Below are 14,984 nucleotides of genomic sequence, written 5' to 3' on the forward strand. Positions count from 1 at the left end.
CCGTCCGGCCCCACCCCGGTCGCGCCCGTCCGATTCATGGCTTTTGGTGTGAAGTGGCGTACGGAACGGGCGCTCCGGCCACCGTCCTGCGGGAGTTCCGCAGGCGCAGCGCACTGGAGGAAAGAGTGCAAACCGATATCGACCCCCGGGACCTCATCGGCCACAAGGCGGTCGACCGCAACGGAGACAAGATCGGCACGGTCGACGAGGTGTACCTGGACGACGCCACCGGCCAGCCGGAGTGGGCCGCTGTCCGGACCGGCATCTTCGGCCGGGACGCCTTCGTCCCACTCACCACGAGCGAGTTCTCCGGCGACGAACTCCGGGTGCCGTACGACAAGTCGCTGGTCAAGGAGTCGCCGGACTTCGGCGTCGGCCAGCACCTGTCACCCGCCCAGGAGCTCCAGCTCTACCGCTACTACGGCCTCGACGCCCCGGTGGACGGACGGCCGGCCGGCGGCGACGGCGACCGGCCGGCGCAGCCCGACCTCGACTTCGGCACCACCCCGGCGGCCGAGCCCGTGAAGTCCCTCGCCTTCCACTCCCTCGAATCCGTCCCGCCCACCACCCCGGCCGGCACCACCGGCACCGCCACGGAGGCCAACGTGCGGACCCTCAACACCCCCGCACCCGCACCCGCACCCGCAGCCGCAGCCGCCCCGCCGGCGACCGCGACCAAGCCGCACCCCGCCCCGCCGACGACCGCGACCAAGCCGCACCCCACCCCGACCGCGACCCCGGCCCCGACGCCCGCCGCCACCGGCCGCGAGCCCTCGACCGGCCCGACCTCCGCTCCCCCCAGCGGCCCGGTGGAGATCACCTGCCGCGAGGAGCGGCTGGACATCACCACCGAGTGGCACGTCGTGGGCACCGCGAGGCTGCGCAAGTACGTGACGAGCGAGCAGGTCGAGCGCCGCGTCCCGATGGTCCGCGAGCGCGTCCGGGTGGAGCGGATGCCGGTGAGCGATGCCGAGCGCGCCTCGCTGACCGAGAAGGAGATCGCCGAGGCGGTGCAGGAGGTCACCCTGCGCGAGGAGCGCCCGGTGGTCCGCAAGTACCTCGCCCCGATCGAGCGGGTCCGCCTGGTGGTCGAGCGCTACACCACCGAGGAGGTGATCCGGGACGAACTGCGCCGCGAACACGTCGAGGTCCACGACAACACCCCCGCCACCTCCACCCCGGCCACCTCCACCCCGGCCGGCCCCGCCGGGCAGGCCGGCCCGGCGCCCACCCCGGCCGTCGACGGCGCCCGCCCGGCCGCATTGCGCCCGCTCTCCTGACACCCGCCGCGAGGACCCCGGACCGCCACGGTCCGGGGTCCTTGGCACGCCCCGGCCATCCACCTCCACCTGAGCATCACCAAACCCCCTCCCCTCCATCCCGGCCCCGCCACAGACGCCCGAAATCCTTCGACTTTGCCAAAGCTTCACCAATGGATATTTGACACTCTGAAGCATCTCCCGGCATGGTTACTTCAGTTCATTCACTATGTACGGGAGGAAGCAACCGTGAGTGAGGCACCACAGCCCACCACCGCGGCCGAGAAGCAGAGCAGCGCCCGGGTCCTGCCGGCCCTCATCCTGGCGATGCTGTCGTTCAGCGTGGTGCAGACCGCGGTCGTTCCGATCCTGCCCTCGCTGGCCAAGGAACTGAACGTCACCGCGTCCAGCGTCACCTGGCTGATGACCGCCAACCTGCTCTCCGCAGCCGTGCTGACTCCCCTGCTGGGCCGCTTCGGCGACCTCCGGGGTCGTAAGCCGATGCTGCTGATCTCGCTGGCGGGCCTGGTCGCCGGTTCGGCGCTGGCGGTCAGCACCCACTCCTTCACCTGGCTGGTCGTCGCCCGCGTCCTGCAGGGCGCCGGCGGTGGCGTGCTCCCGCTGGCGATCAGCATCGTCCGCGACGAGCTGCCCAAGCAGAAGGTGACCGGCGGCGTCGCCGCCATCAGCGCCTCGATGGGCGTCGGCTCCGGCCTCGGCCTGGTGGCGACCGGTCTCCTGCTGGAGCACTGGAGCTACAAGTCGATCTTCTGGATGGGCCTGGTCTTCGGCCTGATCGCGGTCGCCCTGGTCGCGTTCCGCGTCCCGTCCGACCCGGTCACCGACAAGGAGGGCGGCGCCGACCCGCTCGGCGCCCTCACCCTGGCCGGCTGGCTCTCCGCCCTGCTGGTCGCGGTCAGCCAGGGCAACCACTGGGGCTGGACCTCGACCAAGACCCTCGGCCTGTTCGCCGTGGCCGCCGTCGTCGCCCTGATCTGGGGGGTCATCGAGACCAAGGTCGCGCACCCGCTGGTGGACATGAAGATGATGTCCCGTCCGGCCGTCGCCTTCACCAACCTGGCCGGCCTGCTGATCGGCTTCGGCATGTACGGCTCGTTCATGGTGATCAGCAACTTCGCCCAGACCCCGGAGAAGCTCGCCCACTACGGCTTCACGGCGACCGTCCTGCACGCCGGTGTGATGCTGCTGCCGTCCGCGATCGGCTCGATGGTGGCGGCCCCGCTCGGCGCGGTCCTGATCGCCCGCCGCGGCCCGCGTCTGCCGCTGGTCCTCGGTGGCGTCCTGGGTGCCGTCGCGATGGCCTACCTGGCCGTGCGGCACAGCCACGAGGCCGACATCTACACCTCCTCGGCGATCTTCGGTCTGGGCATCGGCCTGGCGTTCTCCGCCATGCCGGCCTACATCAACGGCGCCGTCCCGGTGGAGCAGAGCGGCATCGCCAACGGCATGAACGCCGTGCTCCGCACCGTCGGCGGCGCGATCGGCACCGCCGTGATGGCCGCCATCCTGACCGGCGACACCATGAAGCTGCCGCCCCAGATCCCGGTGCTGCTGCCCACCCTGGACGCCTACAAGCACGCGTTCTGGACCGCGGCCGTCGTCTGCATCATCGCCGGCGCCGTCCCGTTCCTGATCCGCGGCATCAAGCCGGCCGTCACCACCGCCTCCGGCGGCGCGGCCGACCAGAACTCCAGCCCCGAGCTGGTGAAGTCCGACGTCTGACCAGGCGTCCGGCCGCCGCGCTCAGGGACAGGGCGCGGCGCCCCGGTCTTCGGACGGTCGTGAGGGCATCACGACCGAATGAAGTCCGGCCCGGTATACGGCCCCAACCGGTACTCCCCCACCGGTTGGGGCCGCTTCGCGTGTCACGCCCCCGCTTCCGCCGGACCTCTCATGCCCCCGCCTCCTCCGGCCCCGCGTCCCCGCGCAGCGGCAACGGCCGGGCCGGTTCCAACGCCCGGTCGTCCACCGCGAAGGTCCGGATCCGCCCCGGCCCGCTCCACGGCGTCTCGAACCGTACGGTGACCCGCCCGACGCCGCTGCCCTGCACCCACCCGGGCCCGAGCTCGGCGTGGTGGACGTCCTGCCCGGGCATCCAACGCCGCGGCCCGGCCGCCTCCGGCTCCTCCTCGGCCTCCTCGGCCTCCGTCTCCGCGTGCTCGGCCGCCTCCTCCCGCAGGGCCTGCGCGAACAGGTCCTCCTGGGTGTAGTCGGCCAGTTGGGCGACGCCGACCCCGAGCAACCGGACCCCACCGGTGATGTCCACCTGGGCCGCCAGCCGGCGCGCCGTCTCGATGATCACCGCGTCGTCGTCCGTGGGCCCCCGCAACGTCTCCGAGCGGGTCAGCGTCGAGAAGTCGAACCGCCGGACCTTGAGCACCACCGTCCGCCCCGACCGCCCGGCCGCGCGCAGCCGCCGCACGCACCGGGCGGCCAGCACCTCCACCTCGCGCAGCACCCGCTCCCGGTCGGCGAGGTCCACCTCGAAGGTGTCCTCCACCGAGACCGACTTGGCGTCCTGGTCGGCCACCACGGGCCGGTCGTCCAGCCCTATCGACATCTGGTACACGCCGGCGCCGTGCGCCCGCCCGAGCAACTGGACCAGTTCGCTCTCCCCGGTCTCGGCGAGGTCGGCCACCGTGTTCAGCCCGGCCCGCCGCAGTACCTGCTCGGTGGCCGGCCCGATCCCGGGCAGTGCCCGGACCGGCATCGGGCCGAGTACGTCCCGCTCCTGCCCGGGCTCGATCATCACCAGCCCGTCCGGCTTGGCCTGTTCGGAGGCGATCTTCGCCATCAGCTTGGACCCGGCCGCCCCGACCGACCCGGTCAGCCCGGTGCGCCGCTGGATGTCCGCCCGCAGGTCCTCCGCCAGCGCGAGCACCAGCCGCTCCCCGGTCTCGTGGTCGGCCTCGGCCAGCGCCGGGCCGTACGGGCCGGCCTCCAGGTCGACGAAGGCCTCGTCCAGGCTGAGCGGCTGCACCAGCGGCGACAGCTCGCGCAGCAGGCCCATCACGGTGTCGCTGACCTGCCGGTAGGCCTCGAAGCGGCCGGACAGGAAGGCCGCGTTGGGGCAGAGCCGGCGCGCCTGCGCCATCGGCATCGCCGAGTGCACCCCGAACTTCCGCGCCTCGTACGAGGCCGTGGAGACCACCCCGCGCCCGCCGAGCCCGCCGACGATCACCGGTTTGCCGCGCAGGCTCGGCTTGGCCGCCTGCTCCACCGCCGCGAAGAAGGCGTCCATGTCGAGGTGGATGATGCTCGGCAGTGATCGCACCCGCCGATCATCCCGTACGGGTCCGACAGTACGTACGAACCCGGCCGACGCCCCGGGTCGGCCACCGCCCTGCTACCGCTTCGCGGCGTCCGCCAGGGCCTTCGGGATGCCCTCCTCGGTGGGCCCGAGGAACACCGGGTCCGGCCGCAGCCAGGCGTTGACCGCCGCCTTGCCCGCCCCGGGGATCTCCCGCAGCCCGCCGTACAGCCAGGTGCTGTCGTGCGGCTCGGGCACCCCGACCGCGTACGCGTCGATGCCCGCCGCCTGGCAGAGCGCCAGCGCCCGGCGCACGTGGAAGTCCTGGCTGACCAGCACCGCCCGCTCCACCCCGAAGACCCGGCGCGCCCGGGTGCAGGAGTCCCAGGTGTCGAAGCCCGCGTAGTCGCCCACCACCCGGACCTCCGGCACCCCGTGCTCGATCAGGTAGCGCCGCATCGCGTCCGGCTCGTCGTAGTCGTCCCGCCCGTTGTCGCCGGTGACGAGGATCGCCTGCACCTTCCCCTCCCGGTACAGGTCCAGCGCCGCGACCAGCCGGTGCTCCAGGTACGGCGACGGCTTGCCCTGGTCCAGCCCGGCGCCGAAGACCACCGCGACCGGCGCGGACGGCACGCTGGCCACCGTGCCGACCCGGTCCCCCGCCGAGACCCACAGCCAGGCGCTCGGCGCCAGCGCCAGCGAGCAGAGCACCGTCCCCACTTGGAAGATCCGGCGCTGCGTGGCCCGCTGCCGCAGCCGCACCTTCAGCAGCCCGCCCCGACGCCGCAGCAGGTCCGTTATCCCGGTGCCGAGCCTCACATGCCCTCCCTCGATCGCTCCACCGGGCGCAAGACGAGGCCGCGGGCCCGGACGGTTCCCCGTCCGGGCCCGCGGCCTCGTCAGTTCCGCGCTCAGACCGCCCGGATGCGCCGCTGGGCCAGTTCGTCCGCCGGGTCGTGGCCGACCAGCGTCTCGCCGGTGTCGGTCCGCTCGGCGTGCAGCCGTCCGAGCACCAGCTCCAGCTCCTGCCAGACCGCTCCCACCGCGATGCCGAACACCCCCTGACCACCCTTCAGCAGGTCCACCACCTGCTGCGGCGTGGTGCACTCGTACACCGTCGCGCCGTCGCACATCAGCGTCATCCCGGCCAGGTCGCCCTGCTCGGCGGCCTGCAGATGGGCGACCGCCACCCGGATGTTCTGCAGCGAGACACCCGCGTCGAGCAGCCGCTTCACGATCTTGAGCAGCAGGATGTCGCGGAAGCTGTAGAGCCGCTGGCTGGTGGCCGGGTACGCCGAACGGACGCTGGGCTCCAGCAGTCCGGTCCGGGCCCAGTAGTCCAGCTGGCGGTACGTGATGCCGGCCGCCGCGCAGGCCGTCGGCCCGCGATAGCCGATCAGTTCGGACGTCGGGGCCAGCCGCTCGGTGGCGGGCTGGCCCGGCTGCACGGCCGGGAACCTGCCCACCCGGGGCAGGTCCGCCACGGTGCGAGCGGTGCGCGGCAGGTGCACGGCGCACAGGCCTCCCACGGCCGTGTCATCGCCGGTGCTGCTCATGCCTACCTCCGTCCACTTGTGCTGCGGGCAACCCGAACTGCGGGCATCGGGCACCCGGACAGCCACTCCTGACGGTAGGCAGTCCCCTATGACCCGTCAACGATCGCCACGCCGGGCCAGACAAACCACATCACTCAGGAGAGTGGTTTTTCGTGCCCCTAGTGTGGGTAGGTCGACGGTTTTTGGCAAAACGGCAAGCCAAACAGCGCCCGAACCGGTACGCCGTCCCGTCCGCGCTACTGCGGACCGCTGCCCCCGAAGTCCTCGGGCGACACCTGGTCGAGGAACTCGCGGAACTTCTCGACCTCGTCCTCCTGCTCGTCCGGAATCGCGATGCCCGCCTCGGCGAGCACCTCCTCGCTCCCGTAGATCGGCGTGCCGGTGCGCAGGGCCAGCGCTATCGCGTCGGACGGCCGGGCGCTCACCTCGACCCCGCCGGCGAAGACCAGCTCGGCGTAGAAGACGCCCTCCCGCAGGTCGGTGATCCGGACCTCGGTGAGCTGCTGTCCGAGCGCCTCCAGGACGTCCTTGAACAGGTCGTGCGTCAGCGGGCGCACCGGCGTCATGCCCTGCTGGGCGAAGGCGATCGCGGTCGCCTCGCCGGGACCGATCCAGATCGGCAGGTACCGATCGCCCCCGACCTCCCGAAGCAGCACGATCGGCTGGTTGGAAGGCATCTCCACTCGGACACCCACGACGTCGAGCTCATTCACACAGGCAACCCTATGGCTCCAACCCCGGATATGAAAGCGCAGAGCCGACGCCGCTGGTCAGCGCGGTGCTCTCCAGCAGCCCGGGCCTGGACAAACGCCCGCACCGACGCTACCCGCGGGCCCGCAGACCGGCCTGGACCATCGCCGCGTGCAGCCGCACGGACAGCATCGCGAGCTCCCTGGCGGTGGCCTCGGCATGGGCCCTGGTCTGCGGGTTCCGGTGCCGGCGCAGCGGCGCCACCACCTGCTCCACCAACCCGATCTCGCGGTCGGCCGCCGCCTTCATGGCCCGCAGGTGCCGCGGCTCCAGCCCGTACCGGCCGAGTTCCGCGACCAACCGGGCCACCTGCAGGGCCTCGCCGTCGTATCCGCCGTCCGGGCCGGACACGACCAGCCCGTAGGCCTCCCACTCGGCCAGCTCCTGCTCCCCGGCCTCGGCGGCGGCCAGCAGTTCGGCGCGCCCCAGCCGGACTCCGGACGGAACGTCGGCGGAGGCGACCAGCTCCCGGTCCGCCTCCTCCAGCGGCCCGGGCCTGGCGTCGGCGGAGGGCGGCAGCGCGGGCGGGGCCTCACCGCGCTCGATCGCGTCCAGGTGCTCGCGGATCACCCGCAGCGGCAGGTAGTGGTCCCGCTGCATCCGCAGGACGTAGGCCAACCGCTCGACGTCGGCCGGGCTGAACTTGCGGTACCCCGAGGGCGTGCGCTGCGGCTCGACCAGCCCCTCCGCCTCCAGGAACCTGATCTTGGAGATGGTGACCTCGGGGAAGTCGTCGCGCAGGAAGGCCAGCACCGCACCGATGCTCAGCAGCTCGTCGCCACCGCGTCGCCGCCCGACCGGCCGATCCGGGCGGAGCGGCTGCCTGGGGCCCGCGACCACCCCGCGGCCGACGCGGTCCGCCTGCGGACCGGACGATGCGGGGATGGCCGCCCCGAGAGAAGATGAAGGGGTATTCGTACTCACTCGGGCTCCTGCCGACGTTGGGTTCAGTACCCCCGGTTGTGGCCGGCGAAGAACACCAGCCGGTACTTCCCGATCTGCACCTCGTCACCGTTGTTCAGCGAGACCTCGTCGATCCGCTCCCGGTTGACGTACGTGCCGTTGAGGCTGCCGACGTCCGCGACGCTGAACCCGGAGGGCGTGCGGCGGAACTCCACGTGGCGGCGCGACACCGTGACGTCGTCCAGGAAGATGTCACCCTGCGGGTGACGGCCGGCCGTGGTGACGTCCGAGTCCAGCAGGAACCGGCTGCCCGAGTTCGGGCCGCGCTGGACAATCAGCAGGGCCGAGCCCGGCGGCAGCGCGTCGATCGCCGACAGCACCTCGGCCGACAGGGCCGGCGTGGCACCGGTGCCGGTCGTGGTGTTGGGGTCGTACGACTCCAGACCGGAGATCGAGATGGTCGACGTGGTCTCCGCCGCCCCCTCCGGGAGCAGACCACCGCGCAGCGCCGTGCCGCAGTTCGAGCAGAACCGGGCCGACGCCGGGTTCTGGTTACCGCACCTGGGGCACGGAGTGGGGCCAGCCATGTTCACAGCCTCCTGGCGCGGCACACCCGACGGGTTGTGCCCGGCGTACGGGTCGGGGGCAAACCCTCCACCAGAGGTTGAGGGTCCTGACTGGAAACCTATGCGCGGGTCGCCGGAAGGGTCAACCGACGCGCCGTAACCCGCCGGATTCCCGACGTACTGGGCGGCGCCGCCGTCCCGGAACAGCGGCTGCTCGGCGTACGCCGCCGCCTCGGGGGCGGAGCGCATGCCCGGCACGGAGGGCTCGTCCTCGGGCCGGCGGTGCCGCGCGGTGGGCGCCTCGACCGAGGCCGCGCCACGGCCCTTGTTACGACCGAACAACTTCGAGAAGAAACTCACGGGCGAATCCCCTTGCGTGTGACAGACCCGCCCGCGGGGCAGGGTGAGAACCTCGGACAGGCTGCGGTCCCGATTGCGGACCGGGCCTGCTGGAGTGGTACTCCGACGGCTGGTACTGCGGTTGTTACTCCGGTGCGTACTGGTACGACCCAGTCTCGCCCACGCGACGGCTGCGCCCCGCACCGGGTGCGGCCAGCAGGTGACGGGCCGTTCGTCGGGCGCCCCGTCACTTCGAAGCCGGCTTGGCGTACTGCGGCGTCTTCAGATCCACGAGGGCGTCGACGACCACCTTCTGCTGCTGGGTGATCGTCGCCCGCGCCTGGTTGCTCTCCAGGGTGCGCACGACACCCCCCGGGATGTTCAGCGCGGGCGTCAGATCCTGCGGGTTCCCCACGACGGTGAACCGATAGGGCTGCGAGACCTTCTTCCCGTCGATCTGCACCCCGCCGCCCGACACGTCGGTGAAGTAGGTGTTGACCACCACGCGCACATCGTTGATCTGAATCGCCTCCGCCCCCGCCGCTCGAAGTTCCTGCAGGGTGTCCAGCAGCATATCTGCCTTCACCTGCCCTTGGGGATCATCGACCGTGAGTACGATGCCCGGACCAGTGGCTTTGACGGTACCGGCGAGCACGCCGAGCTCCGTCGCCTTCTTCCTGGTCTGTTCCTGGGCCTCCTTGGCCTGGTTGGAGCTGTTCTCCAACTTGGCCAGGGACTGCTCCAACTCCGCCTTCTCCTGCTGCAGACGCTGCTGGCGGCTGTCCAGTTCGTCGAGGATGCGCACCAGGTCCTCCTGGCGGGCCCCACGCAGCTGGCTGTGGTGGTCGTTGGTCGACCGCACCTGGATCGCCAGCGCCAGGCCGAGCGAGAACAGCAGCAACGCCACCACCAGCTGCCCGCGCGACAGCCTCGGCGGCCACAGAGCCGCCTTGAGGCGCCGCCGCCCGGCGTTGCGGTCGGCGTCGGGCGGCTGCACGGCGGCCGGCTCCACCACGGACTCGACCCCTGACGCAGCCTCGGGCTCGGGCTCCACGGCCTTCGCGAGCCGCACCACGGGCTCGGGCGCCGCCGCGGGCTCAAGCTCAGGCTTAGCGTCAGACTTCACCGGCGCCGCCGCGGGCTCCTCGGCCCCGTCCTTCTTCGCGGGCTCCTCGACGTGCTCGACGGACTCGCCGTGCTCGGCCTCGCCCACCGGCTCGACCGGGCCCGTCTCGGCAGCCTTCTTGGCCGCCTTCCCCTCGCCGTCCACGTTCTCCGCCGCCGCCTCGCGGCCGGGCTCAGGCGCGGAAGACATGGCGCCGAATCGCGGCCGCGTTGGAGAAGATGCGGATGCCGAGGACGACGACCACACCCGTGGACAGCTGCGAGCCGACGCCCAGCTGGTCACCGAGGAAGACGATCAGTGCCGCGACCACCACGTTCGACAGGAACGAGACGATGAACACCTTGTCGTTGAAGATCCCGTCCAGCATCGCCCGGACACCGCCGAACACGGCGTCCAGCGCCGCCACCACCGCGATCGGCAGGTACGGCACGACGGCGTCCGGCAACTCGGGCTGGACGAAGAGTCCGACGACCACCCCGATCACGAGACCCAGTACGGCAATCACGGTCTAGCTGCTCCTGTCCCTGCGGACGACGACCTGGTCGAGGTCGTCGTGGACGAGTGGGCTGTCGAGGGCTTCGCGGATCCGCTCGGCGTGCGCCGCCCGGTGCTCCCGGACGGTGAGACGGACGCTCCCGGGCTCTCGGAGGTTCCGGCGGTGGACGACGACGTCGCGGCGGGGGTGGTCGGGGCCGCCGACGGAGACACCGAGGGAGAGGCCTCGGGCGTGACCGGCTGGGCGATCCGCAGCGTCACTCCCACCGCCGCCGGCAGCGTCAGGCTCTTCTGCGTGGACATCGTCGACTTGATGCCGTACTTCTCCTGGAGCAGCCGCAGGTACTGCCCGGCCATGGCGTTCTCGAAGGTCCCAAGGAGCTTCGGCCCGTCCCCGATCGCCTGGATGGTGTACGGCGGCACGAGCGGCCGGTTGTCCACCAGCACCGCCTCGCCCGCGGCCCGGATCGCGGAGAGCGCGGTCAGCCGCTGGCCGTTGATCGCCAGGGCCTCCGCACCGGATCCCCACAGGCCGTTCACCACCAGCTGCAGGTCCCGGTCCCGCAGTCGGCCGCTGTTGGAGAAGCCCTGCCCGGCCCGCGGATCGACGTTCCCCCCGCTGCCGGTGCCGGTCGCGTCCTCCAGGACCAGCTTGACGCCCGGTCCCGTGACCTCCCCCAGGCCCACCGCACCGGTCAGACCACCCTGGTCGCCGTCGCCCGTCGCGAGCGCCTGCTGCTGCGTGCTCTCGACCTTCCGCCGCAGCTCCTGAACCTGCTGCTGGAGGTGGTCGGCCGAGCCGTTGCTGTCGTTGATCCGGTGGATCAGCGCGTCCCGTTCCTTGGCCAGCGTCGGCTCCGCCTTGTGCGCGTTCACCGCGCCGACCGTCACCACGGCTGCGGCCAGGGCCAGCCCGGCGCCCAGCGTCAGCAGGCCGCGAGCCGTCCTGGGTATCCGGCTGTCGTGGTCGCCGCCCCGTGCGGCCGCCGCCTCCGCGTAGCCCTCGTCCAGGCTGTGGTCCATCACGTTGGTCAGCAGGGACATCGAGGCGTCCGGGCGGTTGTACCGTCCGTTCGGGGCACTCGGCGTCGGCGTCGCTGGCATGCCGACCATCGTCCCACGTCGGCGAAGGGCCCCGTGCACACCCCCTGAGCTGCACACACGACACAAAGTGACGGATCGTTCCGAACGGTGCGAAAACGGACAGTGGGGCGCGCGGAACATGCCGCGCGCCCCGACCATCAGGACCGTCTGTCGCCAGGACCGTCGGGCGATCAGGCCGGTGCCGTCACCGTCCGGCCCCGTCGACCACCGCCGCCCACTCGTCCAGCAGCGCCTCGGTCGCCTCGTCGTCCGGGCCCTCCGCCCACAGGTGGGTGGTCGCCTCGGCCGGGTCCGGCAGCACCAGCGTCCAGCGCCCGTCCGCCTCGACGACCCGGACGCCGTCCGTGGTGTCCAGCCGCCGGCTGCCGGCCGCCTCCACCACCGAGCGCATCACCATCCCCTTGGCCGCCCACGGCGTCGCGAGGTCCCGGCGGCGGATGTGCGCCTGCGGGATGCGCGCGTCGATCTGGCTCAGCGTGAGCTGGGTACGGGCCACCAGGCCGACCAGCCGCACGAAGGCCGCGGCGCCGTCCAGCACCCCGCTGAACTCCGGCACCACGAACCCGCCGCGCCCGTCCCCGCCGAACACCGTGCCCTCGGCGGCGGCGGCCTTCGCCAGGTCGTCCGGCGTCGTCGTGGTCCAGATGACCTGGGTGCCGTGGTACGCGGCGACCTGCTCGGCGATCCGGGTCGTGGTCACCGGCAGCGCCACCTGCCCGCTGCGCCGCTCGGCCGCGACCAGGTCCAGCAGCACCAGCAGCGCCCGGTCGTCGTCGATCACCCGGCCCAGTTCGTCGACGAAGGCGACCCGCTCACCGACCGGGTCGAAGCGGACGCCGAAGGCCGCCCGGGAGGAGGCCACCAGCTCGCCGAGCCTGGCCAGCCCGGCCCGCCGCTCCTCCGCGTCCTCCGTCGGCCGCGCCTCGTCCAGCCCGCTGGAGACGGTCAGCGCCTCCACCCCGAGCCGCCCGAGGATGCTCGGCAGAACCAGGCCGGCGCTGCCGTGCGCGGTGTCCACGACCACCTTCAGCCCGGCCTCCCGGACCCCGGTGGTGTCGATGGCCCGCAGCAGGTTGCCCGCGTAGGAGTCGAAGACGCTGGACGGGAAGGTCAGGTCCCCGATCTCGCCGGGGAAGGCGCGCCGGTACTCCTGGCGCGCGTACACGCGGTCCAGCTTGCGCTGCCCGGCCTGCGAGAGGTCGGCCCCGCGCTCGTCGAAGAAGAGAATGTCCAGCGAGTCCGGCACCCCCGGCGTGGTCCGCAGGAAGATCCCGCCCGCGCTCCCCCGCGCGGTGTGCTGCCGGGCCACCGGCATCGGCACGTTCTCCAGGTCGCGGACGTCTATGGCGGACGTCTGGAGTGCCGAGATCATCGCCCGTTTGAGCGCACGCGCACCACGCGAGTGGTCACGCGCAATGGTGACGGTCGCCCCCTTCTTCAGGGTCGTGGCGTACGCGCCGGCCAGCCGCACGGCCAGCTCCGGGGTGATCTCGACGTTCAGGATCCCCGAGACCCCGCGGAGGCCGAACAGGTGCTCCTGGCCGCGGGACTCCCAGATCACCGAGGTGTTGACCACGGCGCCGGCCTCGATGGTCTTGAACGGGTAGACCCGGACGTTCGCCCCGATGATCGACTCCTCGCCGATCAGGCACTCGTCCCCGATCACCGCGCCGTCCTCGATCCGGGCGGCCCGCATCACGTCGGTGTTCTTGCCGACCACGCAGCCGCGCAGGTTGCTCTGCGGCCCGATGTAGACGTTGTCGTGCACGACGGCCTTGTGGAGGAAGGCGCCGCGCTTCACCACCACGTTGCTGCCGAGCACGGTGTGCTCACGGATCTCGACGCCGGCCTCGACCTTGGCGTAGTCCCCGATGTACAGCGGCCCGCGCAACACCGCCTCCGGGTCCACCTCCGCACCCTCGGCCACCCAGACTCCGGGCGAGATCTCGAAGCCGTCGATCTCGACGTCGACCTTGCCCTCCAGGACGTCCGCCTGGGCCTTGCCATAGCTCTCGTGGGTGCCCACGTCCTCCCAGTAGCCCTCGGCGACGTAGCCGTAGACCCGCTTGCCCTCCTTCAGCAATTGCGGGAAGACGTCACTCGACCAGTCGACGGACTCACCCGCCGCGACATAGTCGAAGACCTCGGGTTCCATCACGTAGATACCGGTGTTCACAGTGTCGGAGAAGACCTGCCCCCAGGTCGGTTTCTCCAGGAAGCGCTCGACCCGTCCGTCGTCGTCCGTGATCGTGATTCCGAACTCCAGGGGATTCGGCACCCTGGTGAGACAGACCGTGACCAGTGCGTTCTTGCTGCGGTGAAAGTCGATCAATTCCGAGAGATCGAAGTCGGTCAACGCGTCACCGGAGATCACCAGAAAGGAGTCGTCCTTCAGGGCGTCCTCGGCGTTCTTGACACTCCCCGCGGTGCCTAGTGGCGTCTCCTCGTGGGCGTACGTCAGATGCATGCCCAGGTCCTCGCCGTCACCGAAGTAGTTCTTGACCAGAGACGCCAGGAACTGGACGGTGACGACGGTGTCGGAGAGGCCGTGCCGCTTCAGCAGCCGAAGCACGTGCTCCATGATCGGCCTGTTGGAGACCGGAAGCAGCGGCTTCGGCATGCTGGAGGTCATCGGGCGGAGTCGGGTGCCTTCGCCCCCTGCCATTACAACGGCTTTCATTACGGGTGCGTCCTCCTTCGCGGTGTTGGACCTGCAGGTCCATCAAACCGTTCCAGAGGGATCCCTACCCGGAAGGTATCGTCCGACGCACCGATACGGCGTGGGACTTCTCTCAGATCACGTCTCAGACTGCGGACGCGGAGCCCGCCGAGCCCGCCCTGATGATCCGCCGGGCCTGAACCGCGTAAAGAATACCGGCCCACCAGTACAACGTGGTCCCCCACCAGATGAAGGCCCAGCTCACGACCTCGGCCGGCCGCGCGATCCAGCTGTCCACACTGCCGAGCAGCAGAAGCGGGAACGCGTACATCAGATTGAAGGTCGCGGCCTTCCCCAGAAAACTCACCTGGAGCGGCCCGTAGCCGTGCCGGTTCAGAATCGGCAGCAGCGCGGCGATAAAAAGTTCCCGGGCCAGCAGAATCGCCGTGACCCACCACGGCAGAATCTCACGCCAGGTCAGACCGACCAGCGTGGACAGCACATAGAGCCGGTCGGCCAGCGGATCGAGCAGCTGCCCCACCCGGCTGATCTGCCCCCACCGCCGCGCGAGCTTTCCGTCGAGATAGTCGCTGACACCGCTCAGCGCCAGGATCAGCAGCGCCCAACCGTCGTTGTTGGGGCCATCGAAAACCGGCCAGAGAATCAGCCAGAGAAAAAGCGGAACACCGACCAGCCGGCCCATGCTGAGCAGGTTGGGGATGGTGAGGACGCGATCGGTCTGGACCCGCGTCTCCTGGACCTCCACCCGGGGGCCTCCTGTCCCGTGTGATGACAATGCACGTTGACCCTACAACAGAGAAGCCCCCGCCAGGGTCACCCGGCGGGGGCTTCTCTCGAAGAATTGTTCGGCGGCGTCCTACTCTCCCACAGGGTCCCCCCTGCAGTACCATCGGCGCTGTAAGGCTTAGCTTCCGGGTTCGGAATGTAACCGGGCG

Annotated in this window: 13 protein-coding genes and 1 rRNA gene; 2 read left to right on the top strand and 12 right to left on the bottom strand. The window is 71.1% G+C overall.

What is annotated here, in order from left to right:
• Positions 1-125: 125 nt before the first annotated feature.
• Positions 126-1,280 (top strand): PRC and DUF2382 domain-containing protein, encoded by a 1,155-nt coding sequence (locus P3T27_RS32075; protein ID WP_280684765.1) that lies wholly within the window; start codon positions 126-128, stop codon positions 1,278-1,280.
• A 228-nt stretch (positions 1,281-1,508) separates the two neighbouring features.
• Positions 1,509-3,002 (top strand): MFS transporter, encoded by a 1,494-nt coding sequence (locus P3T27_RS32080; protein ID WP_280684766.1) that lies wholly within the window; start codon positions 1,509-1,511, stop codon positions 3,000-3,002.
• Between the two features lie 169 nt (positions 3,003-3,171).
• On the opposite strand, the gene P3T27_RS32085 is transcribed toward P3T27_RS32080, so the two are convergent.
• The 12 genes from P3T27_RS32085 to rrf form a co-directional block, all read right to left on the bottom strand.
• Entirely contained in the window at positions 3,172-4,554 is a 1,383-nt protein-coding gene (locus P3T27_RS32085) for a DNA polymerase IV (protein WP_280684767.1), read from the bottom strand.
• A gap of 72 nt (positions 4,555-4,626) precedes the next feature.
• Positions 4,627-5,349 carry an ElyC/SanA/YdcF family protein gene (locus P3T27_RS32090; RefSeq protein ID WP_280684768.1) on the bottom strand — a complete coding sequence of 241 codons (723 nt, stop codon included), beginning with the start codon at positions 5,347-5,349 and terminating at the stop codon, positions 4,627-4,629.
• A gap of 92 nt (positions 5,350-5,441) precedes the next feature.
• Complete coding sequence (locus P3T27_RS32095; protein ID WP_280684769.1) at positions 5,442-6,086, bottom strand: MerR family transcriptional regulator; 645 nt, start codon at positions 6,084-6,086, stop codon at positions 5,442-5,444.
• A gap of 236 nt (positions 6,087-6,322) precedes the next feature.
• Positions 6,323-6,799: a bifunctional nuclease family protein gene (locus tag P3T27_RS32100; protein ID WP_030303568.1), complete on the bottom strand. Its 477-nt coding sequence runs from the start codon at positions 6,797-6,799 to the stop codon at positions 6,323-6,325.
• A 109-nt stretch (positions 6,800-6,908) separates the two neighbouring features.
• Positions 6,909-7,604: a MerR family transcriptional regulator gene (locus P3T27_RS32105; RefSeq protein WP_280684776.1), complete on the bottom strand. Its 696-nt coding sequence runs from the start codon at positions 7,602-7,604 to the stop codon at positions 6,909-6,911.
• 179 nt (positions 7,605-7,783) lie between these two features.
• Complete coding sequence (locus P3T27_RS32110) at positions 7,784-8,554, bottom strand: FHA domain-containing protein (protein WP_280684777.1); 771 nt, start codon at positions 8,552-8,554, stop codon at positions 7,784-7,786.
• A 337-nt stretch (positions 8,555-8,891) separates the two neighbouring features.
• The gene (locus P3T27_RS32115) at positions 8,892-9,959 is read right to left on the bottom strand and encodes a DUF881 domain-containing protein (protein WP_280684770.1); all 1,068 of its coding nucleotides are present in this window, start codon (positions 9,957-9,959) and stop codon (positions 8,892-8,894) included.
• Complete coding sequence (locus tag P3T27_RS32120) at positions 9,943-10,275, bottom strand: small basic family protein (protein ID WP_280684771.1); 333 nt, start codon at positions 10,273-10,275, stop codon at positions 9,943-9,945. Before P3T27_RS32120 ends, P3T27_RS32115 begins: the two co-directional genes overlap by 17 nt.
• The gene (locus P3T27_RS32125; RefSeq protein ID WP_348534164.1) at positions 10,272-11,369 is read right to left on the bottom strand and encodes a DUF881 domain-containing protein; all 1,098 of its coding nucleotides are present in this window, start codon (positions 11,367-11,369) and stop codon (positions 10,272-10,274) included. Before P3T27_RS32125 ends, P3T27_RS32120 begins: the two co-directional genes overlap by 4 nt.
• Before the next feature lie 184 nt (positions 11,370-11,553).
• Positions 11,554-14,049, bottom strand: coding sequence for a mannose-1-phosphate guanyltransferase (locus P3T27_RS32130; protein WP_280684772.1), 2,496 nt, complete (start codon positions 14,047-14,049; stop codon positions 11,554-11,556).
• 124 nt (positions 14,050-14,173) lie between these two features.
• Entirely contained in the window at positions 14,174-14,794 is a 621-nt protein-coding gene (locus tag P3T27_RS32135; RefSeq protein WP_280684773.1) for a CDP-alcohol phosphatidyltransferase family protein, read from the bottom strand.
• Positions 14,795-14,892: 98 nt separating this feature from the next.
• A 5S ribosomal RNA gene (rrf, locus tag P3T27_RS32140) occupies positions 14,893-14,984 on the bottom strand; the annotation flags it as partial.

Origin of the sequence: Kitasatospora sp. MAA19 (assembly GCF_029894125.1) — a bacterium.
In the GTDB taxonomy this organism is placed as follows: domain Bacteria; phylum Actinomycetota; class Actinomycetes; order Streptomycetales; family Streptomycetaceae; genus Kitasatospora.

Excerpts from the sequence above, each read along its gene's own strand:
- P3T27_RS32110 (WP_280684777.1), bottom strand. The coding sequence starts at position 8,554 with ATGCGCTCCGCCCCCGAGGCGGCGGCGTACGCCGAGCAGCCGCTGTTC.
- P3T27_RS32115 (WP_280684770.1), bottom strand. The coding sequence starts at position 9,959 with ATGTCTTCCGCGCCTGAGCCCGGCCGCGAGGCGGCGGCGGAGAACGTG.
- P3T27_RS32130 (WP_280684772.1), bottom strand. The coding sequence starts at position 14,049 with ATGAAAGCCGTTGTAATGGCAGGGGGCGAAGGCACCCGACTCCGCCCG.
- P3T27_RS32125 (WP_348534164.1), bottom strand. The coding sequence starts at position 11,369 with ATGCCAGCGACGCCGACGCCGAGTGCCCCGAACGGACGGTACAACCGC.
- P3T27_RS32095 (WP_280684769.1), bottom strand. The coding sequence starts at position 6,086 with ATGAGCAGCACCGGCGATGACACGGCCGTGGGAGGCCTGTGCGCCGTG.